A 20,731-nucleotide genomic window follows, 5' to 3' on the forward strand; every position below is an offset into this window, starting at 1 on the left:
CGGTTGGTCAATAAATAGCATCAACCACTCACACCGGCCTTTCTGGAGGAGAAAGACGATGACCATCGAACAGATTTCGAGCTTTGCCGCCGGGCAATGGATTGCCCCCGGCTCTGGTGCGCGCACCATTCATAGCGCCATCACTGGCGCGCCCTTTGCTTCTGCTGGCAATGAGGCGCTCGACGTACAGGCCATGCTCGACCATGCCCGCAACGTCGGCGGCCCCGCCCTGCGTGCGCTCGGGTTTCACGACCGCGCCCGCATGCTCAAGGCCCTCGCGGCCCATCTCGGTGCGCATAAACAAGCGCTCTATGACCTCTCCTTCAGCACCGGCGCGACCCAAAGCGATCACCTGATCGACATCGACGGCGGCATCGGCACGCTCTTCGTCTTCGCCTCCAAGGGGCGCCGCGAAATGCCTGACGGACAGGTCTATGTCGATGGCGACGTGGAACAGCTTTCGCGCAACGGCACCTTCCTTGGCCAGCATATCTGCACCCCCCTGCATGGCGTCGCGGTGCATATCAACGCCTTCAACTTCCCGGTCTGGGGGATGCTCGAGAAACTCGCCCCGACGATTCTCGCGGGCGTTCCGGCGATCGTGAAACCGGCGACCAATTCCTGCTACGTGACCGAACTCGCGGTGAAACTGATGCTCGACTCGGGCATCCTGCCGGAGGGCGCGCTGCAACTGGTGACGGGCGGCCTTGGCGACATGCTCGATCGCCTGACCTGTCAGGACGTGGTGAGCTTTACCGGCTCCGCTGACACCGCCCTCAAACTGCGTCGGAACCCGCATATCCTTGAGAACTCGGTCCGTTTCGTTGCGGAGCAGGATAGCCTCAACGCCTCGATCCTCGGCCCCGACGCCGGCCCCGGCACGCCGGAATTCGATCTCTTCGTGAAAGAGGTCCAGCGCGAAATGACCGCCAAGGCCGGGCAGAAATGCACCGCCATTCGCCGTATCATCGCGCCGGAAAATACCGTCCCCGCCGTGATCGAAGCCCTTTCCGCGCGCCTCGCCAAGACCACCATCGGCGATCCCCGCCTCGAATCGACCCGCATGGGCGCGCTGGTCTCGCTGGATCAGAAACGCGACGTGCTCGCCAAGGCCGCCCTCATCGGCCAAGAGGCGGAACGCGTCTTCGGTGACCCCGAGAATTTCGCCGTCGAAGGCGCAGATCGCGACGCCGGTGCCTTCCTGCCGCCAATGCTCTTCCATTGTGCCGACCCAGACCGCGCCACACATGTGCATGACACCGAAGCCTTCGGCCCGGTCTCGACCGTGATGGGCTACCGTGACCTCGAACACGCCATCGCACTGGCCAATCGCGGCGAAGGCTCGCTTGTCGCCTCGGTCATCACCCATGATCCGACCGTCGCCCGCGAAGTCGCCCTTGGCGCAGGGGCGTTCCACGGTCGCCTCTATTTCAACAACCGCGATTCTATGAAGGAATCGACAGGCCACGGCTCGCCCCTGCCGCACATGGTGCATGGCGGCCCCGGTCGCGCCGGTGGTGGCGAGGAAATGGGCGGCGTGCGTGGCGTCATGCACTACATGCAGCGCACCGCCATCCAAGGCTCTCCCGATATCCTCTCGGCCATTGCCGACGTCTGGGTGCCAGAGGCGCAGGAGATCAAGGCCGAGGCCCATCCCTTCACCCGCCGCTTCCACGACCTCTCCATTGGCGAGACGATCCACACCGATCCGCGCACCGTCAGCCTCGAAGATATTGAGCATTTCGCCGAGTTCACCGGCGATACCTTCTACGCCCATACCGACGAAGACGCGGCCAAGCGCAACCCGTTCTTCCCGGGCCGCGTGGCGCATGGCTACCTGCTCCTGTCCTTCGCTGCCGGTCTCTTTGTAGAGCCGAACGAAGGCCCGGTCCTCGCCAATACCGGCCTCGACAACCTGCGTTTCATGAAGCCCGTTTCGGCGGGCGATGCGATCAAGGTTCGCCTCACGGTCAAGAAGAAGACCCGCCGCAATGACGAGTATGGCGAGGTGCGCTGGCACGTCACCCTCACCAATCAGGACGACGAGAAGGTCGCGGAGTATGAACTCCTGACCATGAACGCCTATTGATCCCGCCTGCGGCACCCTCGCGCGAGAGGGTGCCGCATGGCCAAACCCTTTCGCGCCAAGTATAATCCACCCATGCGCGACAGTTCCGAGACATGGTTCGACAAGAGCCTCGATATCCTGACCTACAACCGCAACCAGATGGTCTGGTCCATCTTGGTAACGATCTTTGGCGATCTGGCGCGTCGCCCCGGCGACCGCATCAGCGGCTCGCTTCTGTCTCGCCTGACCGAGCCAATGGGGATCAAGCCCGAGGCCGTGCGCGTCGCGCTTCATCGGTTGCGCAATGACGGCTGGATTGCCTCCGAGCGTCAGGGCCGCACGAGCCGCTATAGCCTGACCGCTCACGGCCTGACCGAAAGCGACGCCGCAAGCCCGCGCATCTATGCCGAAACCCACCACGCCGAGGAGGCTGGCCCATGGCACCTCTTGCTTGGCGAGCCCGGCCCCGCCGCGCAACGAAGCGAGGCCGAGAGGGTCTGGCGCGGTCGCGGCTACGTCCCGGTCGCGCCCGGCGCCTACCTCGCGCGCGGCGCCGCCCCCTCGGACGCCCCCGACTTCCTCGTGATCGAAGGCCTACCGCAACAGGTGCCGGACTGGCTCCGTGACAAGATCGGCCCGCCCGACCTCGCCGCCGCCTACCAAGCGCTGGAAACGGCCCTCGACGCTGCACTTCCGCAGATCACCAAGCCAGCGCAGATCTCACCATTGGAGACAGCGATCTTGCGGGTGGTGATCGTGCACAATTGGCGCCGCGCCTTGCTCGCACATCCTGACCTGCCCGCGATGTTCTTCCCGGCGCATTGGCGCGGCGCAGCCTGTCGCGACAAGGTCATGACCGCGCTCGCAGCCCTACCGCGCCCTGCGCTCGATCGCTTGGAAGAGACGCAAAGAAACGGCTAAGGCATGTCTGGGAAAATGGCTCGGATCAGGCGCCGTGGTCTTTTTCAAGATCAAGTTCGGTCAACTCGGCCAGAAGCTCGATCAGGATTTCATGTCGCTCCGCCCCAAGACGCTCGCGCATATCGGTGAGGATGCGGCGGCTCGTCGCCATGTTCGCGTCGATGATATTGCGGCCATCCACTGTGATGTCGATCACCTGTCGACGCCGATCATGATCATCCCGCCGACGTGACACGAGGCCTTTTTCCTCAAGCTTCTGCAGGATTCGCGTCAGGCTCGGGAGCAATAGCACAGCTCGCGAGGCGATGGTCGTCGGATCGAGCGGCCCTTCCTCGTCAAGCACACGCAACACCCGCCATTGCTGTTCTGTCACCCCGGCATCGGCCAGCATCCCGCGGATCGGCATCATAACGCGCTCGCGGGCGCGCAGAAGGGCAATGGGCAAAGACCGGTTTGTAAGGGTCTTGGATTGTGTCGTCGTCATGCGATATTCATGCACCGCAACCCCTCAGAGGGCAACAAAAAGCGACCAATCCGCCGCCGAGCGCGCGCAAGAGCCGCACCTATCGGGCGCAATAGGTAGCAAAGACAGGAGAGCAGTGATGAAATGGAGCGAATTCGCCACCTGGGGCGCCCGGATTTCCGACTGGGCGCGCCAGTATCACGAGACACTGCGCGACCGGCCCGTGCGGGCTCAGGTCGCCCCCGGCGACATCCTTGCCCAGCTCCCCGCGACCCCGCCGAAGAAAGGCGGCGCGATGGAAGAGGTCTTTGCCGATTTCGAACGCATCGTCATGCCCGGCCTGACCCATTGGCAACATCCCCGCTTCTTTGCCTATTTCCCCGCGAACGCGACCCCACCCTCGATGCTTGCCGATTACCTCGCGACCGTGATCGCGCCGCAATGCATGCTGTGGCAGACCTCTCCAGCGGCGACCGAGATGGAAACCCGCATGCTCGAATGGCTGCGCGACGGGATCGGCCTCGCGCCGCATTTCACCGGCGTCATTCAGGACAGCGCCTCGACCGCAACACTCGCCGCCGTGCTGACGATGCGCGAACGCGCCCTCGGCTGGCAAGGCAATGAGACGGGCCTCTCGGGTCTCGACACACTCCGGGTCTATTGCTCGGACGAAGTCCATACTTCGATCGACCGCGCGATCTGGATCTCCGGCATCGGGGCCGCCAACCTACGCCGCATCCCAACCACCGGCCCAACCCGCGCCATGGACGTCGCCGCGCTCGACGCCGCCATTGCCGAGGACATTGCCGCTGGTCTCAAACCTGCCGGCATCATCGCCTGTGTCGGCGGCACAGGCACCGGCGCTTGCGACGACATTTCCGCGACCTGCGATGTGGCCGCAAAATACGACCTCTATACCCATGTCGATGCCGCTTGGGCCGGGGCGGCTATGATCTGCCCCGAGTTCCGCACACTTTGGAACGGGGTCGACAAAGCGGATTCGGTCGTCTTCAACCCACATAAATGGCTCGGGATGCAGTTCGACTGCTCCGCGCATTTCGTCCGCAATCCCGAAGACCTCGTGCGCACGCTGGCGATCAAGCCGGAGTACCTCAAGACGCACGGCCATGACGGGATTATCAACTACTCGGAATGGTCTGTGCCCCTTGGTCGCCGTTTTCGGGCGCTGAAGATCTGGTTCGTGCTGCGCACATACGGTCTCGAAGGGTTGCAGGTGATGATCCGCAACCATGTGACATGGGCCGAAGAGCTTCACACCCGCCTCGCCGCCGAACCCGATTTCGAGATCGTGACCGCGCCTGTCCTGTCGCTCTTCACCTTCCGCTATGCCCCCAAGGGCGCGGGCGACCTTGACGCACTGAACCAACGGCTCGTCGATGCGATCAACGATGACGGACGCATTTACCTGACCCAGACACGCGTTGGTGGCGCCCTTGTGATCCGCTTTCAGGCAGGTCAGGTCGACGCCACGAAAGAGGATATCGACTCGGCCTTTGACGTCATCTGTGAGATCGCGCGCAACATGGCCTGAAAGGACGCATATCCGATATAGGTATTTTCACTCAATTGACCGATTAGCCCCCTGCCTCCTACTGTTTTGACAATGCATAAAGGGCCAAATCCGGCCCCGGCATAAGGGAGGAAATCAAATGAAGAAGATGCTGCTCGGCGGCATGGTCTCGGCGCTTGCCATGACCAGTGCGGCCTTTGCCGATATCAAGATCGCTCATGTCTATGGCAAGACCGGCCCCTACGAGGCCTACGCCAAGCAAAGCCATGACGGTCTCATGCTCGGTCTCGAATACGCGACCGGCGGCACCATGGAGATCAACGGCGAAAAGATCGTCGTGATCGAAAAAGACACCCAGCTGAAGCCCGACAACGGCAAGGCGCTCCTCGAAGAGGCCTATGGCGATGACGAGGTCGATCTCGCAATCGGTCCGGTAAGCTCGGGCGTGGCCCTCGCCATGCTGCCCGTGGCCGAGGAATACGAGAAGATCCTGATCGTCGAGCCCGCCGTGGCCGACTCGATCACTGGTGATAACTGGAACCGCTACATCTTCCGCACGGGCCGCAACTCGTCGCAAGACGCCGTCTCCAACGCCATCGCCCTGAGCAGCGGCGGCGCACATATCGCCACGCTGGCGCAGGATTATGCCTTTGGCCGCGACGGCATCGCCGCGTTCAAGGAAGCGCTTGAAAGCGTCGGTTCCTCGGTGACGCACGAAGAATACGCGCCCACCGACACCACCGACTTCACCGCCGCAGCCGAGCGTATCTTCAACGCCATGAAGGATCTCGACGGGCCGAAAAAGCTCTTCATCATCTGGGCCGGTGGCGGCAACCCGATGGGCAAGATCAACGCGATGGACCCGTCCCGCTTTGGCATCGAGATCGCAACCGGGGGCAACATCCTCGCCGCGATGAAGGCCTACAAGGACTTCCCCGGCATGGAAGGCGCGACCTACTACTACTATGAGATCCCGCAAAACCCGATCAACGACTGGCTCGTGAAGACGCATTTCGAGCGTTTTGACTCCCCGCCGGATTTCTTCACCGCAGGTGGCATGGCCGCAGGCCTTGCAGCGGTCGAAGCGATCAAGAAAGCGGGCGGCACGGATACCGAAGACCTGATCTCGGCCATGGAAGGCATGGAATGGGAGACCCCGAAGGGCACCATGAAATTCCGCGCCGAGGACCATCAGGCGATGCAATCCATGTATCACTTCAAGATCCGCGTGGATGACGATGTGGAATGGGCGATCCCGGAGCTGGTCAAGGAACTGACCATCGACGAACTGCCGATCCCGATCCGCAATCAGTAAATCCTGACACCATCATGGCCCGGCGGCATCCCTCGCCGCCGGGCTGTTCTTTTCCCGCACGCGGAAACCAAGCCCCATGTCCCATCCCATTCTCGAAACCCGCGACCTGACCGTGCGCTTTGGCGGCCACGTGGCGGTGGATCGCATCTCCTGCCGCTTCAACACCGGTGAACTGACGGCAATCGTTGGCCCGAACGGCGCAGGCAAGACCACCTATTTCAACCTGATCTCGGGCCAGATCCCGGCGAGTCAGGGTTCGGTGACGCTCAATGGCCGCGACATCTCGCGCATGTCCGTCGCCCAGCGCACACACCACGGCATCGGCCGGGCCTTCCAGCTCACGAACCTCTTCCCGAACCTCAATGTTCTGGAAAACGTCCGCCTCGTGATCCAATCCAAGGCCGGGCGTGGTTTCAACATGTTCTCCATGGCCTCAAGCCACGATGACCTCACCATTCCCGCCCTCGAGATCGTCGAGCGCGTCCGCCTGCGCGACCAGGCCGACCAGATCGTCTCCGAACTCTCGCATGGCGACCAACGCAAACTCGAAGTCGCGCTCCTGATTGCGCTCGACCCGCTTGTCTACATGTTCGACGAACCCACCGCCGGGATGAGTGTCGACGAGGCCCCTGTGGTCCTCGACCTTATCGCCGAGTTGAAACACCGCAAAGACCGCTCCATCCTCCTTGTCGAGCACAAGATGGACGTGATCCGCACTCTCGCCGACCGCATCATCGTGCTGCACAACGGCGCCCTCGCCGCCGATGGCGACCCCGCCGAGGTGATCGCCTCCGACGTGGTACAAGAGGCCTATATGGGCAAGGAGCTGACCGATGTCTGACCCGATCCTCAAACTCTCGGGCGTCAACACCAACATCGCCCAGTATCATATCCTGCAAGGCGTCGACCTAGTTGTTCCGCGCGGACAAGTGACGATGCTCCTCGGGCGCAATGGCGTCGGCAAGACGACGACCCTGCGCACGATCATCGGCCACTGGCGCAACCACGCGGGCGAAATCCTCTTTGACGGCGAGGACATCTCGCGCCTGCCGACCCCCGCCATCGCGCGGCTTGGCATTGGCTTCGTGCCCGAGGACATGGGTATTTTCTCGGACCTCACGGTCGAGGAAAACATGGTCCTTGCCGCCGTCTCCGGTCCCATCGACAGCGCACGGTTGGATTGGTTGTTCTCTGTCTTTCCCGCGCTCAAGACCTTCTGGAAGAAGGACGCAGGCACGCTCTCGGGTGGTCAGAAACAGATGCTCACCATCGCCCGCGCGATGATCGAAGAGCGCCGCCTCTACCTCATCGACGAGCCGACCAAGGGCCTCGCGCCCGCGATCATCTCGACCATGGCCCGCGCCCTGCGCGAGTTGAAAGACCAAGGCGCGTCGATCCTCCTCGTGGAACAGAACTTCTCGGTCGCCCGCGCCCTGGGCGACAGCGCCAACGTAATGGACGACGGCCGCATGACATGGTCCGGCGAGATGAAACAACTCGCGACAGATGCCGAACTTCAGGAACGCCTCATGGGCCTCAGCCTGGAGGCGCACCAATGATCCCTGCGTTCCGTCACCTCGCATTCAACCGACAGGAGCCATGCCCATGAGCGCCGCCCCCGATCACACCCCGACCATGGCCGCCGCGAGCCTCTCGCAGCGCCTCGCACCATACGCTCCCGTCTTGTTGGTGGTGGTGCTGATGCTGCTCGGTCTCATCGCCATTCCCTCGACCTCGAGCTGGCTCACGCTGACAGTGTCCGGCCTCGCTATGGGCATGATGATCTTCATCATGGCCTCCGGCCTGACCCTGGTCTTCGGCCTCATGGACGTGATCAACTTCGGCCACGGTGCCTTTGTCTCGGTCGGGGCCTTCGTTGGGGTCTCTTTCCTGCTCCTCTTGGAGAACATGACAGGCGCCCCCTCTCTGGCCCTCAACCTCACCGCCATGATGGTCGCCATCATCGGGGCCATGGCAGCCACGGCCCTCATGGGCTGGGCCTTTGAAAAGGTGATCGTCAAACCCGTCTACGGCCACCACCTCAAACAGATCCTCGTGACCATGGGCGGGCTGATCGTCGTGGAACAGCTCATCATCGTCTTCTGGGGGCCGGAAGAAATCTACATCACCCGCCCCGAAGCCCTCAAAGGCGCCGTGACCTTCTTCGGTGCCGCGCTCGAGAAATACCGCCTCGTCGCCGTCGGCATCGGCGCGGTCGTCTTCCTCGCCATGCGCTGGATCCTGCGCCGCACCAAGATCGGCCTGATCGTGCGGGCTGGCGTCGAGAACGGCGAAATGGTCGAGGCGCTCGGCTATCGCCTGCGTCTCGTCTTTATCGGCGTCTTTCTCGCAGGCTCTGCACTGGCCGGTCTCGGCGGCGTCCTCTGGGGACTCTACCAGGAAGTCATCACCGCCCATATGGGCAACCAATCCATGATCCTGATCTTCATCGTGGTGATCATCGGCGGCCTCGGCTCGGTCGAGGGCTGCTTCATCGGCGCGCTCCTCGTGGGCCTGTTGCAAAACTACGTGGCCTTCCTCGAGCCAAAAGTGGCGCTGATCTCCAATATCGGCCTGATGGTCGCGATCCTGATGTGGCGTCCCATGGGCATGATCCCCGTGGTCAAGGCGAAGTGAGGAAAGACAGATGCTGACCAAACTCCTCTCCGGCGACATGCCCCGAAGCCCCGTCCTCGCGGTGATCCTCATCGCGATCCTCATCGGCCTCGCCTTTGCACCGTTCCTGTTTCCGGGTGTGCGGTCCATCGACACCGCCGCAAGGATCTGTGTCTTTATCGTGCTGGTCGCCTCCTATGACCTGATGCTCGGCTATGGCGGCATCGTGAGCTTCGCCCACACCATGTTCTTCGGCCTCGGCGCCTATGGCGTGGCGCTCGCCTCGACGCATATGGGGCGCGGCTTTGACGCGCTTTTTGTCGGCGCGGTCTCCGGCGCGCTCCTCGCCGCGATCCTCGCCTTCATCATTGGCCTGTTTTCGCTCCGGGTACGGGCAATCTTCTTTGCGATGATTACCCTTGCCGTCGCCTCCGCCGTCGCGGTCCTCGTGTCCCAGCTCTCGGGCCTCACGGGCGGCGAAGATGGCCTCTCCTACAAGATCCCCCGCGAGCTTGGCCCCGCCTTCAAATTCGCCGATGGCGAGCTTTTCGGGGTCAAGATGAACGGCAAGCTACTGAAATACTACCTGATCTTCGGCGGCTCTCTGGTGCTGTTCCTGGTGATGCTGCGCATCGTGCATTCGCCCTTTGGCCGCGTCCTCCTCGCCATCCGCGAGAACGATTTCCGTGCCGAAGCGATCGGCTATCGGGTGGTGCACTACCGCGTCGCCGCAACCTGCCTCTCGGCGGCCATCGCGGCTCTCGCCGGGGCGCTCTACGCGATCTGGCTGCGCTATGTCGGCCCGGATACATCGCTCTCGATGGAGATCATGATCGACATCCTCCTGATGGTGGTGATTGGCGGTATGGGCACGATGTATGGCGCGGTGATCGGCGCGACGATCTTTATCCTCGCCCAGAACTACCTCCAGAATCTCATGGGCACCGCCGCCGACGCGCTTCAGGGGCTGCCGATCCTGCCCGATCTGCTCAATGCCGACCGCTGGCTCCTATGGCTCGGTGTGCTGTTCATTCTCTCGGTCTATTTCTTCCCGACCGGGATCGTCGGACGCTTGCGCAGCGGCAAATGACATCCAAGATTTCTTTTTGGTGAAAATACCTTGGGGGTGAATTGGGCCAGCGGCCCAAGAGGGGGCAACGCCCCCTCCCCCTTGCCTTTCCCCGCGCCATGGGATCATGTCCTGCGCAGGAGGAAACCCGCATGCGCCCAGACCTGATCCTGTTGTGCTTCGCCTATGTGCTGAGCCAGTTTTTCCGTGCCTTCCTGGCGGTTCTGACCAAGGCACTGGAAGCCGATATTGGCACTACGCCCGAAGACCTTGCCTTTGCCTCCGGCATCTGGTTCCTCGTCTTCGCCGCAATGCAGGTTCCCGTAGGCGCCGCGCTCGACAAGATCGGCCCGCGCCGCACCGCGGCCTCGCTCCTGCTTGTGGGCGGGGGCGGCGGCGCGCTCCTTTTTTCGGTCGCGACAACGCCTGCCCATGTCACGCTCGCCATGGGTCTGATCGGGGTCGGCTGCTCCCCCGTTCTCATGGCCTCCTATTACATTTTCGCAACCTCCTACCCCCCTGCCCGGTTTGCGACGCTTGCCGCGCTGATGCTCGGGGTCGGCACCGTCGGCAACCTCGTCGCCTCCTATCCGATGGCGCTTGCGTCCGAACTCATCGGCTGGCGCCTGTCGCTGGTCGGCCTTGCCGCACTATCGTCGCTGACGGCCGTCGGGCTCTACATCCTGATCCGCGATCCCGAACGCGACGCCGCGGCCCAGAAAGGCTCGCTCCTAGATTTGCTAAAGATCCGCGCCCTTTGGTTCATTTTCCCGGTCATGTTCGTGAACTACATGGCCGCCGCTGGTATTCGCGGCCTCTGGATTGGGCCGTATCTGTCGGACACCTTCGCCCTTTCCACCGGCCAGATCGGCACAGCCTCCCTCGTCATGGGGTTGGCGATGATCGCAGGAACCCTCGCCTATGGCCCGGCAGACCGCCTCTTCAAGACCCGCAAATGGGTCGTCTTCGGTGGCAATCTGATCGCGGCCATTGCGCTTTTCTGGCTCGCCTTCGCGCTGTCGGCCTCGGTCTGGCTCTCGGTCGTCCTCATGGCCGCGATCGGCTTTTTCGGGGCGTCTTTCCCGGTCATCATCGCCCATGCCCGGAGCTTCTTCCCCTCTCACCTCACCGGGCGCGGCGTCACGCTGATGAACCTCTTTGGCATCGGCGGTGTCGGGATCATGCAATTCGCCTCAGGCCGCCTGCACACATCCCTCTCCGCAACCGATCCCGCTCTCGCCTACCAGACGCTCTTCCTTCTCTTCGGTGCATTGCTTGTCGCAGGGCTTGCGGTCTATCTCTTGTCTCAGGACCGCACCGACTAAGGCCACCCTATGACCGCGCCAAAGGACATCGCCGTGATCGCGCCCAACCTGAACCGCCGCCTCTCGGGCGTGACGGCCACGGTGATCGCGCTCGTCCCCCTGCAGGCGCGTAAGATCGGCATTGTCACAGCGGGCACCGGCCTTCCGCCAGGCCTGCCCGCCGTCCCACTCTGGAAACTCCCTTTCCTCAAGCGCCGCCTGCGCGTCTGGCACGCCCGCCGCAACAACGAACTCCTGCTCGGCATCTTCTTGCGTAGCCTCGGCCTGATGCGCCTGCGCCTTGTCTTTACCTCATCCTCGCCGCGCAAACGCGGCGGGCTGACCAACTGGATGACCCGGCGCTGCGACGCGCTCGTCGCGACAACCCCCGTCAATGCCGAGGTGATGCCCGGCCCGTGCGAGATCATCCCCCACGGTGTCGACACGACGCATTTCGCCCCCGGTACGCCACATGACTATGGCACCGGCGGCCAAAAGCTCATCGGCTGTTTCGGCCGTGTCCGGCCAATGAAAGGCACGCATCATTTCGTCGAAGCCATGTGCCGCCTCCTTCCGGATCACCCGGAGTTCAGCGCCGTCATCATGGGCCGGATAACCCCCGACAATGCCGACTATGGCGAAACGCTCAAATCCCGTATCCGCGACGCCGGGCTCGAAGATCGCATCCTGTTCAAGGACGAACTCCCCCTTCCCGCGATGCCCGCTGCCTACCGCGCGCTCTCGCTCTATGTTGCGCCCTCGCTCCTCGAGGGATTCGGGCTGACCCCGCTCGAGGCGCTTTCCTCTGGCGTGCCCGTTGTGGCAACGAATGTCGGCGCCTTCGCCGATTTCGTCTCACAGGACTGCGGCATGATCGTGCCCAAGGACGAGACCGACGCCCTGACCGGAGCTATCTCAACCATGCTGGCGCGTGATCTCCCGGCCATGGGGCGCGCCGGGCGCACCCGTGTCATCGCCGAGTTCGGCCTCAACCGAGAGGCCGACGCCCTCGTGGCGCTCTATCGCGATCTGCTGGACGACGCCTAGCCGCTCATCGCACCCCGAAATGACCCCCATCACGAAAAAGGCGCGCTTTGCCCTTTTTTCTTTGGGGAATCGACGGTATGAGGGCGCGTCTGAAACTTTGGAGAGACACAATGGGTTATCGCGTCGTCGTCGCAGGCGCCACGGGCAATGTGGGCCGCGAAATGCTGAACATTCTGGCCGAGCGCCAGTTCCCGGTGGATGAAATCGCCGCACTTGCTAGCCGCCGTTCGCTCGGCACCGAGGTCACGTTCGGCGACAAAACCCTCAAAACCCAAGACATCGAACAGTTCGATTTCTCGGGGTGGGACATGGCGCTGTTCGCGATCGGCTCTGACGCGACCAAGAAATACGCCCCCATCGCCGCTGCGGCGGGCTGTGTGGTGATCGACAACTCGTCGCTCTACCGCTACGACCCGGACGTGCCGCTCATCGTGCCGGAATGTAACGCCGATGCGATCCACGGCTATTCCAAGAAGAACATCATCGCCAACCCCAACTGCTCGACCGCGCAGATGGTTGTCGCGCTGAAGCCGCTGCATGACCGCGCCAAGATCAAGCGCGTCGTGGTCTCGACCTATCAATCGGTCTCCGGCTCGGGCAAGGACGCCATCGACGAGCTCTGGGACCAAACCAAGGCCGCCTACAATCCGACCGACGATTATGAGCGCAAGGTCTACCCGAAAGACATCGCCTTCAACGTCATTCCCCATATCGACGTCTTCATGGAAGACGGCTCGACCAAGGAAGAATGGAAGATGGTCGCCGAAACCAAGAAGATCATCGACCCGGCGATCAAGGTGACCGCAACCTGCGTGCGCGTCCCGGTCTTTGTGGGCCACTCCGAAGCCGTGAATATCGAATTCGAAGAGTTCCTCGACGAGGACGAAGCCCGCGATATCCTGCGCGAAGCGCCGGGCATCATGGTCATCGACAAGCGCGAAGACGGCGGCTACGTGACGCCCAAGGAATGCGTCGGCGATTTCGCCACCTTCATCTCGCGCATCCGTCAGGATTCGACCATCGACAACGGCATCAACCTTTGGTGTGTCTCCGACAACCTGCGCAAGGGTGCCGCGTTGAACGCGGTGCAAATCGCCGAAACGCTCGGTCGCGAAGTCCTCAAGAAGGGCTGATCCAAGCCAACCATTTCTGTTTTGAAGGGGGCGTCATGCGTGGCGCCCCTTTCTCTTGCCGCCTGCCTCACAGGAACGAACCCTACGCTTTCGGATATGAGACGCTCCGCTCGGGACACCGCATATCCGTTTTCGGGGCGCGAAAAGGCCATCTCTCTGCGCTACCTCTCGGGACATAGCGGAACCCGCCGAGAGGACCAAAGCCATCTACCAAGAGATGACAATCGCCAGCGCAACGCCTGTGGTAGACGACGAGAGCCAACAATCGGCATGGGCCAGCGCCCGTATCGCACGGCGCATGGACACCGAAACCCGCGTGTGGCTCCGCGCCAGCCTTCTGCCCGAGTTCGACGCGTCAAATTCCCTCAACGGATTGAAGCGACGCCTCGCGCAAAAGGGGTTCTACCTCGCCAAGAGCAATGCCGGGATTGTCCTGCGGGATTGCCACAGCCGTGTCGAGATCTGCACCCTCGAGGCTTTGGGCGTGTCGGCCTACGCGCTCGAACGTCGTTTCGCTGACGCATAAGCCGGCAACTGGCTTAAACCTCGAGAAAGGCTCCCATCTCCGGGTCATAAGCCTCAAGACCGCCTTCCGCGATATTGTGCCAAAGCCCGTGCAGTGTCAGGTCGCCGCTCGCCACGCGGTCTTGCACAAAGGGAAAGCTCATCAGGTTCTCAAGCGATACAAGCACCGCTTCCTTCTCAAAGGCCCGCGACTTCTCGGCTTGGTCCTTGATCCCGGCGACCTTCTCATAGCTCGGGCGCAGCGTGTCCATCCACCGCCCGACAAAGCTCTCCTTGGCTTCAAGCGCCGGGGCATTGCCCTCGCACATATCGATGCAGCCCTGCACCCCGCCGCATTTCGAATGGCCAAGCACGATCAGATGCGCCACCTGAAGTGCCGTCACCGCGTATTCGATCGCCGCCGAGGTCCCGTGGCGATTGCCATCCGGCTCATAGGGCGGCACGAGATTGGCGATGTTGCGGTGGATAAAGAACTCTCCCTGATCCGCTCCGAAGATCGACGTGACATGGACCCGGCTATCGCAACAGGAGATGATCATCGCCCGCGGGTGTTGCCCGAGGATTCCGAGGTGGCGGTACCACGACTTGTTGTCGGAATAAGTCGTCGCTTTCCAACCCTGATAGCGTTGCACAAGGTAAGACGGCAAAGGCTTTGCGTGTTTCATCTGATCTCCTGTAAATCTCAGCGTTCGAATGGAAATAAGCGCAATTTGCGCAGATTTCGAGAGAAAAACGCGTTTCAGGGAAACCTTTTGGGAAGGGTTTGCCCCGCATCCTGCGATTTGCCGTGGGGGCTGATTGTGGGTGAGAGAAATGCACGTATCCGTTCTGAAAATGCGGGAACCGGTCTATGTCAATCATGACCGGGTCCATCAACTGAATCGCCAGTTGGGAGAAGAGACAACGCGCTCGATCCTGACCCGCGCAATTGAGGAGGCGGCGGTACGCCTCGAACACATTGCGCGCACGCATGCCAGCGCCGCTCTGGATGAGATGACGCGCTGCACCCGATCGCTCATCGGCATCAGCGACCAGATCGGCCTCGATACCCTGACGATGGTGGCCGACGATGTACTGGCCTGTCTCGAATCGTGCGACACCGTGGCCACCGCGGCAACCACCGCGCGCCTCTTGCGGATCGGCGAAGGCTCCTTGCGCGAAATCTGCGATCTTCAGGGCCTGCCACGCTGAGCGACGCGCCTTCCCGCTTGCAGGTCCGCCCCGGCGCGCTAGGCTACGGGCAAACAGGATCGACGCGAAAGGCCTATCATGCCCCTGAGTTTTGCCCCCGACAGTGAGGACGCCCTGCCTCTGCACCTCGTTGATAGCGACGGCTATGACGGCTGGTGCGCGGCACAAACCCCGGCTCATCAAGCCTGGCTCGCGGCGGGTGATTTCAAACCGGGCATAGGCAAATCCGCACTCCTGCCCGGCCCGGATGGCGCCCCGGTGATGGCCGTGGCCGGATTTGGCGATGCGCGGGCGCGCGCGCGTGGCCGCTTCCCGCTTGCTGCGGCTGCCGCCTCCTTGCCCAAAGGCACCTATCGACTTGCCACGCCGCTCCCGGCTGGCGATCTCGAGACCGAAGCGCTGGGTTGGCTTCTGACGGGCTATCGCTTTGACCGTTACACCTCGCAACCCGGCGACGGCGCCGCGTTGGTCTGCCCCGAAGGCCTCGACGCCGTCCGGATCGAGGCCATCGCCAATGCCGAGGCGCTGACCCGCGACCTCATCAACACACCCGCCTCCGACATGGGCCCCGATGCGCTCGAGGCGGCCTGCCGTGACCTCGCCACGGCCTTTGACGCGACACTCACGGTGACAACAGGCGACGCGCTTCTGGCCAACAACCTGCCGATGATCCATGCCGTCGGTCGCGCCGCCACGGCTGCGCCGCGCCTGATCGACATGCGCTGGGGCACATCCGGCCCGCAACTGACGCTTGTCGGCAAAGGGGTCTGTTTTGACACGGGCGGTCTCAACCTCAAGCCCGGCAATTCCATGGCGCTGATGAAAAAGGACATGGGCGGCGCGGCCACGGTGCTTGGTCTTGCGCGCATGATCATGGCCCTCAACCTGCCCCTGCGCCTCCGTGTCCTGATCCCGGCGGTCGAAAACGCCGTCTCCGGCAACGCCTTCCGCCCCGGTGACATCCTGACGTCGCGCAAGGGCCTGACCGTCGAGATCAACAATACCGACGCCGAAGGCCGCCTTGTCCTCGCCGATGCCCTGACCTTGGCGGACGAGGACGACCCCGATCTCCTGCTCTCCATGGCGACGCTGACCGGCGCGGCGCGCGTCGCCGTCGGCCCGGACCTCTCGCCCTTCTATACCGATGACGACACCCTCGCCGCCGCCCTGTCCTCGGTTGCCTCCGAGGTCTCCGATCCGGTCTGGCGCATGCCCTTCTGGGAACCTTACGAAAAAATGATCGAACCCGGCATCGCCGATCTCGACAACGCGCCCTCCGGCGGGTTTGCTGGCTCGATCACCGCCGCGCTCTTTCTGCGCCGGTTCACCAGCAACCCGCGCTATACCCATTTCGACATCTACGGCTGGAACCCGACCCCGGCGCCGGGCCGATCCAAAGGCGGCACGGGCATGGGCGCGCGCGCCCTTCTCGCCGCGCTGCCCGAGCTCTTGAACCTGTGAGCGATCGTCGCCTGACACCGAACCCGGACTGGGCCACAGGCGAGACGCCGGCGCGCATCTGCCTGCCCGTGGTGGACCTTCTCGCGCGTCCCCACGGCCCCCGGGATCGCCAACTCCTCATGGGCGAGGCCGTCACGATCCTCGGACAACGCGAGGACACCGCCCATATCCGAACCGAGAAGGATGGCTACCACGGCTTCGTCAATGCTGCCGCGCTCGGCCCTGAGAGCCCGCCAACGCACAAGATCTCGGCCCCCGCGAGCCATGCCTATGCCGCGCCGGACCTTAAATCCCCCAACCGCCTTTCGCTCAGCTTCGCAAGCCGCGTCGCCGTCATCGCCACCTCAGGCAGTTTCTGCGAAACGGAATACGGCCACATCCCGGCGCAACACCTGCGCCCCATCGACAGCCTCGAAACCGACCCCGCCGCGATCGCCGAGAGGTTCATCGGCACGCCTTACCTCTGGGGGGGCAATTCCCGCTTCGGCATTGACTGCTCCGGCCTCGTTCAGACCGCCTTCCTCGCCTGTGGCCATCCCTGCCCCGGCGATAGCGATCTGCAGGCCGCAGATCTGGGTGAGGCGCTTCCTGACGGCACGCCCTATCTGCGCAACGACCTCCTCTTCTGGAAAGGCCATGTCGCTCTGGTGCTGACCCCGAAAACCCTGATCCACGCCAACGCCCATGCCATGGCCGTAGCCGTTGAGGGCATCGACGCCGCGATTGCACGGATCGCGTCCCAAGGCGACGGCCCGGTCACCGCGCATAGACGCCTCTGAGCGCCCGTCTCTTTCTCTTGCTGAAAATATCCCCGCCGGAGGCATGAAATCTCCGAGGTCGCCCGCAAAGGCGGCTGAGGCTGTGCTAATCGACCGCGCGGATCAATTTCCGCTCGAGCACTCTGAGCACGGTCTTGAGATCATGTCCGCGTTTGAGGATCTGTCCATCCATGCCGATCACGGCGTACATCCCCTGTTTGGCGCGCAGCTTCGGACGTTTCTCGATCTGGTAGAGCGGATGCTCAGCCGTGCGGCGAAACACAGAAAAGACCGCGACATCGCGCAGGTTCGAAATCCCGTAGTCGCGCCATTCCCCGGCCGCGACCATGCGCCCATAGAGCGACAGGATGACATTGAGCTCCGTGCGGTGAAAAGAGACCTGCGTCGGGGCGACTGCGGCAAATGGCGAGGTTGGGGGCGCGTTCATATCCCCAGAGTTGCGCCGCTTGGAGGAAAAATCAACCCCGCCCCCGTTTCGCCTCAAATTCTTCTGCAAAAGGTCACCGGCTTTCCCTCTTACTGCCCAAGGCCGGGGCAATATTGGCATCATAGCGAAAGATAACGCTACCTCCGGCGACGCAGCGCATTTGCCCCCACCCAGTCTGTGTCGTCGGAGGGCCTATTTCCGCCTCTTTTCACCATAGCCTGCCTGCCGGTCTCGCGCCTCGTGCCGCAAATGGTCCGCAGGACGACGCGCTTCCCCTTGCACGGCCACGGCACCTGCCTCTACTCTCCCCGAAAGTAACAGGAGGACTCCCCCATGCGCACCCGTGCCGCCGTCGCCCTTGAGGCTGGAAAACCGCTTGAAATCATGGACGTGAACCTCGAAGGCCCGAAGGCCGGCGAGGTGCTGATCGAGGTCAAGGCCACCGGCCTTTGCCACACGGATGAATTTACCCGCTCCGGCGCCGACCCCGAGGGGCTTTTCCCCTCGATCCTCGGCCACGAAGGGGCCGGCATCGTTCTTGAAGTCGGTGAAGGCGTCACCACGCTGAAACCCGGCGATCACGTGATTCCGCTCTACACGCCGGAATGCCGCGAATGTCATGCGTGCTTGTCTGGCAAGACCAACCTCTGCACCGCCATTCGTGGCACCCAAGGCCAGGGCCTCATGCCCGATGGCACAACGCGCTTTTCCATGCTCGATGGCACCCCGATCTATCACTACATGGGCTGCTCGACCTTCGCCAACCACACCGTGATGCCCGAGATCGCGCTCGCCAAGGTGCGCGATGACGCGCCCTTCGACAAGATCTGCTATATCGGCTGCGGCGTGACGACGGGTATCGGCGCGGTCATCAATACCGCAGGCGTCGAAATCGGCTCCTCGGCGGCGGTCTTCGGCCTCGGCGGCATCGGTCTCAACGTGATCCAAGGCCTGCGCATGGCGGGCGCGGACAAGATCATCGGCGTCGACCTCAACGACGACAAGGCAGAGATGGCGCGCAAGTTCGGCATGACCGACTTCGTGAACCCCTCCAAACTCCCCGAGGGCCAATCTGTCACCGAAGCGATCATCGAACTGACCAAGACCGACAAAGACCAATTCGGCGGCGTCGACTATTCCTTCGACGCGACAGGCAACGTGCAAGTCATGCGCGATGCGCTCGAATGCTCGCATCGCGGCTGGGGTGTGTCGGTCATCATCGGTGTCGCCCCGGCGGGCGCCGAAATCTCCACCCGCCCATTCCAACTCGTCACGGGCCGCGTCTGGAAAGGCACGGCCTTCGGCGGTGCCAAGGGCCGCACCGACGTGCCGAAATTCGTCGATTGGTACATGGACGGCAAGATCGAGATCGACCCGATGATCACGCACAAGCTCACGCTGGACGAGATCAACCACGGCTTCGACCTCATGCACGAGGGCAAATCCATCCGCGCCGTGGTGGAATTCTAAGGCCCGAGACCATATACTCGACCGAACAGGGCGCGCTGATCTTGGCGCGCCCTTCTTTGTTGCAAGGACTTCCATGCCCAACCGTGACCGCCCGCTTTATGCCGTTCTGATCGACGCCGACAACATCCCCGCGAAATACGCCGGGCCGATCCTTAAGGAGATCACCTCCGTGGGCGAACCCGCCCTGCGCCGGGTCTATGGCGACTGGTCCTCCGGCCAGCTTCGCGGCTGGGCGGAAACGGTGCGCGAACACGGGCTTGTCGCGCATCAGGAATCGGCCAACACCAAAGGCAAGAACGCCTCGGACATCGGCCTCGTGATCGACGCCATGGACATCCTGCACACCGGGCGTTTCGACGGTTTCGTGCTGGTCTCCTCCGATAGCGACTTTACCGCGCTCGCCAACCGCATCCGCGAACAGGGGCTCGACGTGATCGGCATCGGCGAAGGCAAGACCCCGGAATCGCTGCGCAACGTCTGCAATCGCTTTATCCTGATCGAGAATATCGTCGACGAACCCACGCCCGAGAAATCCGGCGCCCCCGCGAAATCCGGCAAACGTCCGGTGACCGAGGCGATCCCGCTCATCCTCTCTGCGATGGAGAAGATCGAACAGGACGATGAATGGTATGCGCTCGGCCCCCTTGGCCAATATATCACCGCCGAACATTCCGATTTCGACACCCGTTCCTACGGGCACAAGAAACTCTCGGACCTCGTGAAAAGCCTCAAGCGCTTCGAGACCCGCAAGACCGGCAATCAACTCATGGTGCGGCGCGTCGACTGATCGGGCCCGAAACCCCAACAACGTCATGCCCGGCCCATCCGCGGCAAACGCTATCGACAAGGAAATGCGCAAGCGCCTTACGCGTAACCGACCGCCCCTTTTCGGGCAGCGCGTCGTGTTTCGCGCGATAAACCGATGTCTCCGCATCCGTCAGGAACCCACAGCGCGCCACCACCACGTCAAGGCCTGTGGAAAACAGCGTCCGCTCCATCTTGCGCGCCGCGAGAACAACCGGCCACGCGATGAGACCAAGAATCCGGTCCGCCAATCCGCGCGCCGGGAAAAGAAGGGCGGTCGAGGTCACAGCCACCTTCCTGACCCCGGCGTCCCATGCCGCCTCTGCAATCGCCTCTGCCGAGTCTGGATAGACCGACGCCGCCTTGCGTGTCGGGCTGCGTCCCCCAAGGGTCGAGATCACCGCGTCCTGCCCGTGCAGGACTTTCCGCAGGAACCGCGCATCGCACGGGTCTCCGATCACGACGCTAAGCCTCGGGTCCGTCTCTCGCGGCCATTTGGCGACGGAGCGCACGACCGCCGTCACTTCTGCTCCCTCGTCCAACGCCCGCCGCAAGACAAGACGCCCCGTGCGCCCATTGGCGCCAAGAATGACAAGCTTCATATCTG

Annotated in this window: 21 protein-coding genes; 17 read left to right on the top strand and 4 right to left on the bottom strand. The window is 62.9% G+C overall.

Going from position 1 to position 20,731, the window contains the following annotated elements; genetic code table 11:
• Positions 1 to 58: 58 nt before the first annotated feature.
• Both paaZ and MK745_RS01100 read left to right on the top strand, forming a co-directional pair.
• A complete protein-coding gene (gene paaZ, locus MK745_RS01095; protein ID WP_243611427.1) occupies positions 59 to 2,089 on the top strand; it encodes a phenylacetic acid degradation bifunctional protein PaaZ in 2,031 nt (676 codons plus the stop codon).
• A 36-nt stretch (positions 2,090 to 2,125) separates the two neighbouring features.
• The gene (locus MK745_RS01100; protein WP_243611428.1) at positions 2,126 to 2,989 is read left to right on the top strand and encodes a PaaX family transcriptional regulator C-terminal domain-containing protein; all 864 of its coding nucleotides are present in this window, start codon (positions 2,126 to 2,128) and stop codon (positions 2,987 to 2,989) included.
• A 25-nt stretch (positions 2,990 to 3,014) separates the two neighbouring features.
• Here the strand turns inward: MK745_RS01100 and hpaR are convergent, their stop codons facing one another.
• Positions 3,015 to 3,473: a homoprotocatechuate degradation operon regulator HpaR gene (gene hpaR, locus MK745_RS01105; RefSeq protein ID WP_243611429.1), complete on the bottom strand. Its 459-nt coding sequence runs from the start codon at positions 3,471 to 3,473 to the stop codon at positions 3,015 to 3,017.
• 118 nt (positions 3,474 to 3,591) lie between these two features.
• Here hpaR and MK745_RS01110 point away from each other — a divergent pair, with 118 nt between their 5' ends.
• The 10 genes from MK745_RS01110 (at position 3,592) to MK745_RS01155 (ending at position 13,993) form a co-directional block, all read left to right on the top strand.
• Positions 3,592 to 5,004: a pyridoxal phosphate-dependent decarboxylase family protein gene (locus MK745_RS01110; protein WP_243611430.1), complete on the top strand. Its 1,413-nt coding sequence runs from the start codon at positions 3,592 to 3,594 to the stop codon at positions 5,002 to 5,004.
• Between the two features lie 118 nt (positions 5,005 to 5,122).
• Positions 5,123 to 6,298: a substrate-binding domain-containing protein gene (locus MK745_RS01115; protein WP_243611431.1), complete on the top strand. Its 1,176-nt coding sequence runs from the start codon at positions 5,123 to 5,125 to the stop codon at positions 6,296 to 6,298.
• A gap of 76 nt (positions 6,299 to 6,374) precedes the next feature.
• Positions 6,375 to 7,139 (top strand): ABC transporter ATP-binding protein, encoded by a 765-nt coding sequence (locus tag MK745_RS01120; RefSeq protein ID WP_243611432.1) that lies wholly within the window; start codon positions 6,375 to 6,377, stop codon positions 7,137 to 7,139.
• Positions 7,132 to 7,857, top strand: a complete 726-nt coding sequence (locus MK745_RS01125; RefSeq protein ID WP_243611433.1) for an ABC transporter ATP-binding protein — start codon at positions 7,132 to 7,134, stop codon at positions 7,855 to 7,857. Before MK745_RS01120 ends, MK745_RS01125 begins: the two co-directional genes overlap by 8 nt.
• A gap of 46 nt (positions 7,858 to 7,903) precedes the next feature.
• Positions 7,904 to 8,935: a branched-chain amino acid ABC transporter permease gene (locus MK745_RS01130; protein ID WP_243611434.1), complete on the top strand. Its 1,032-nt coding sequence runs from the start codon at positions 7,904 to 7,906 to the stop codon at positions 8,933 to 8,935.
• A gap of 10 nt (positions 8,936 to 8,945) precedes the next feature.
• Positions 8,946 to 10,004 (top strand): branched-chain amino acid ABC transporter permease, encoded by a 1,059-nt coding sequence (locus MK745_RS01135; protein WP_243611435.1) that lies wholly within the window; start codon positions 8,946 to 8,948, stop codon positions 10,002 to 10,004.
• A gap of 131 nt (positions 10,005 to 10,135) precedes the next feature.
• Positions 10,136 to 11,308 carry an MFS transporter gene (locus tag MK745_RS01140; RefSeq protein ID WP_243611436.1) on the top strand — a complete coding sequence of 391 codons (1,173 nt, stop codon included), beginning with the start codon at positions 10,136 to 10,138 and terminating at the stop codon, positions 11,306 to 11,308.
• Positions 11,309 to 11,317: 9 nt separating this feature from the next.
• Positions 11,318 to 12,334, top strand: coding sequence for a glycosyltransferase family 4 protein (locus MK745_RS01145; protein ID WP_243611437.1), 1,017 nt, complete (start codon positions 11,318 to 11,320; stop codon positions 12,332 to 12,334).
• Between the two features lie 110 nt (positions 12,335 to 12,444).
• Positions 12,445 to 13,467, top strand: coding sequence for an aspartate-semialdehyde dehydrogenase (locus tag MK745_RS01150; RefSeq protein ID WP_243611438.1), 1,023 nt, complete (start codon positions 12,445 to 12,447; stop codon positions 13,465 to 13,467).
• 217 nt (positions 13,468 to 13,684) lie between these two features.
• Complete coding sequence (locus MK745_RS01155; RefSeq protein WP_243611439.1) at positions 13,685 to 13,993, top strand: hypothetical protein; 309 nt, start codon at positions 13,685 to 13,687, stop codon at positions 13,991 to 13,993.
• Positions 13,994 to 14,006: 13 nt separating this feature from the next.
• On the opposite strand, the gene MK745_RS01160 is transcribed toward MK745_RS01155, so the two are convergent.
• Positions 14,007 to 14,657 (bottom strand): carbonic anhydrase, encoded by a 651-nt coding sequence (locus MK745_RS01160; RefSeq protein ID WP_243611440.1) that lies wholly within the window; start codon positions 14,655 to 14,657, stop codon positions 14,007 to 14,009.
• A gap of 148 nt (positions 14,658 to 14,805) precedes the next feature.
• On the opposite strand from MK745_RS01160, the gene MK745_RS01165 reads away from it, so the two are divergent.
• The 3 genes from MK745_RS01165 (at position 14,806) to MK745_RS01175 (ending at position 17,423) form a co-directional block, all read left to right on the top strand.
• Entirely contained in the window at positions 14,806 to 15,183 is a 378-nt protein-coding gene (locus MK745_RS01165; protein ID WP_243611441.1) for a hypothetical protein, read from the top strand.
• 78 nt (positions 15,184 to 15,261) lie between these two features.
• Positions 15,262 to 16,644, top strand: a complete 1,383-nt coding sequence (locus MK745_RS01170; RefSeq protein ID WP_243611442.1) for a leucyl aminopeptidase family protein — start codon at positions 15,262 to 15,264, stop codon at positions 16,642 to 16,644.
• Positions 16,641 to 17,423 (top strand): NlpC/P60 family protein, encoded by a 783-nt coding sequence (locus MK745_RS01175; RefSeq protein WP_243611443.1) that lies wholly within the window; start codon positions 16,641 to 16,643, stop codon positions 17,421 to 17,423. Before MK745_RS01170 ends, MK745_RS01175 begins: the two co-directional genes overlap by 4 nt.
• A gap of 85 nt (positions 17,424 to 17,508) precedes the next feature.
• Here MK745_RS01175 and MK745_RS01180 read toward each other — a convergent pair whose 3' ends face one another.
• Positions 17,509 to 17,850 carry a DUF2794 domain-containing protein gene (locus MK745_RS01180; RefSeq protein ID WP_243611444.1) on the bottom strand — a complete coding sequence of 114 codons (342 nt, stop codon included), beginning with the start codon at positions 17,848 to 17,850 and terminating at the stop codon, positions 17,509 to 17,511.
• Between the two features lie 333 nt (positions 17,851 to 18,183).
• On the opposite strand from MK745_RS01180, the gene MK745_RS01185 reads away from it, so the two are divergent.
• Positions 18,184 to 19,320 carry an S-(hydroxymethyl)glutathione dehydrogenase/class III alcohol dehydrogenase gene (locus tag MK745_RS01185; RefSeq protein ID WP_243611445.1) on the top strand — a complete coding sequence of 379 codons (1,137 nt, stop codon included), beginning with the start codon at positions 18,184 to 18,186 and terminating at the stop codon, positions 19,318 to 19,320.
• 73 nt (positions 19,321 to 19,393) lie between these two features.
• On the top strand, positions 19,394 to 20,107 hold the full coding sequence (locus tag MK745_RS01190; protein ID WP_243611446.1) for an NYN domain-containing protein: 714 nt from the start codon (positions 19,394 to 19,396) through the stop codon (positions 20,105 to 20,107).
• On the opposite strand, the gene MK745_RS01195 is transcribed toward MK745_RS01190, so the two are convergent.
• Positions 20,085 to 20,726, bottom strand: a complete 642-nt coding sequence (locus MK745_RS01195) for an NAD(P)-dependent oxidoreductase (RefSeq protein ID WP_243611447.1) — start codon at positions 20,724 to 20,726, stop codon at positions 20,085 to 20,087. The two genes, MK745_RS01190 and MK745_RS01195, sit on opposite strands and share 23 nt — an antisense overlap.
• Between the last annotated feature and the right edge of the window lie 5 nt (positions 20,727 to 20,731).

Origin of the sequence: Shimia aestuarii, assembly GCF_022814865.1 — a bacterium.
In the GTDB taxonomy this organism is placed as follows: domain Bacteria; phylum Pseudomonadota; class Alphaproteobacteria; order Rhodobacterales; family Rhodobacteraceae; genus Shimia; species Shimia aestuarii_A.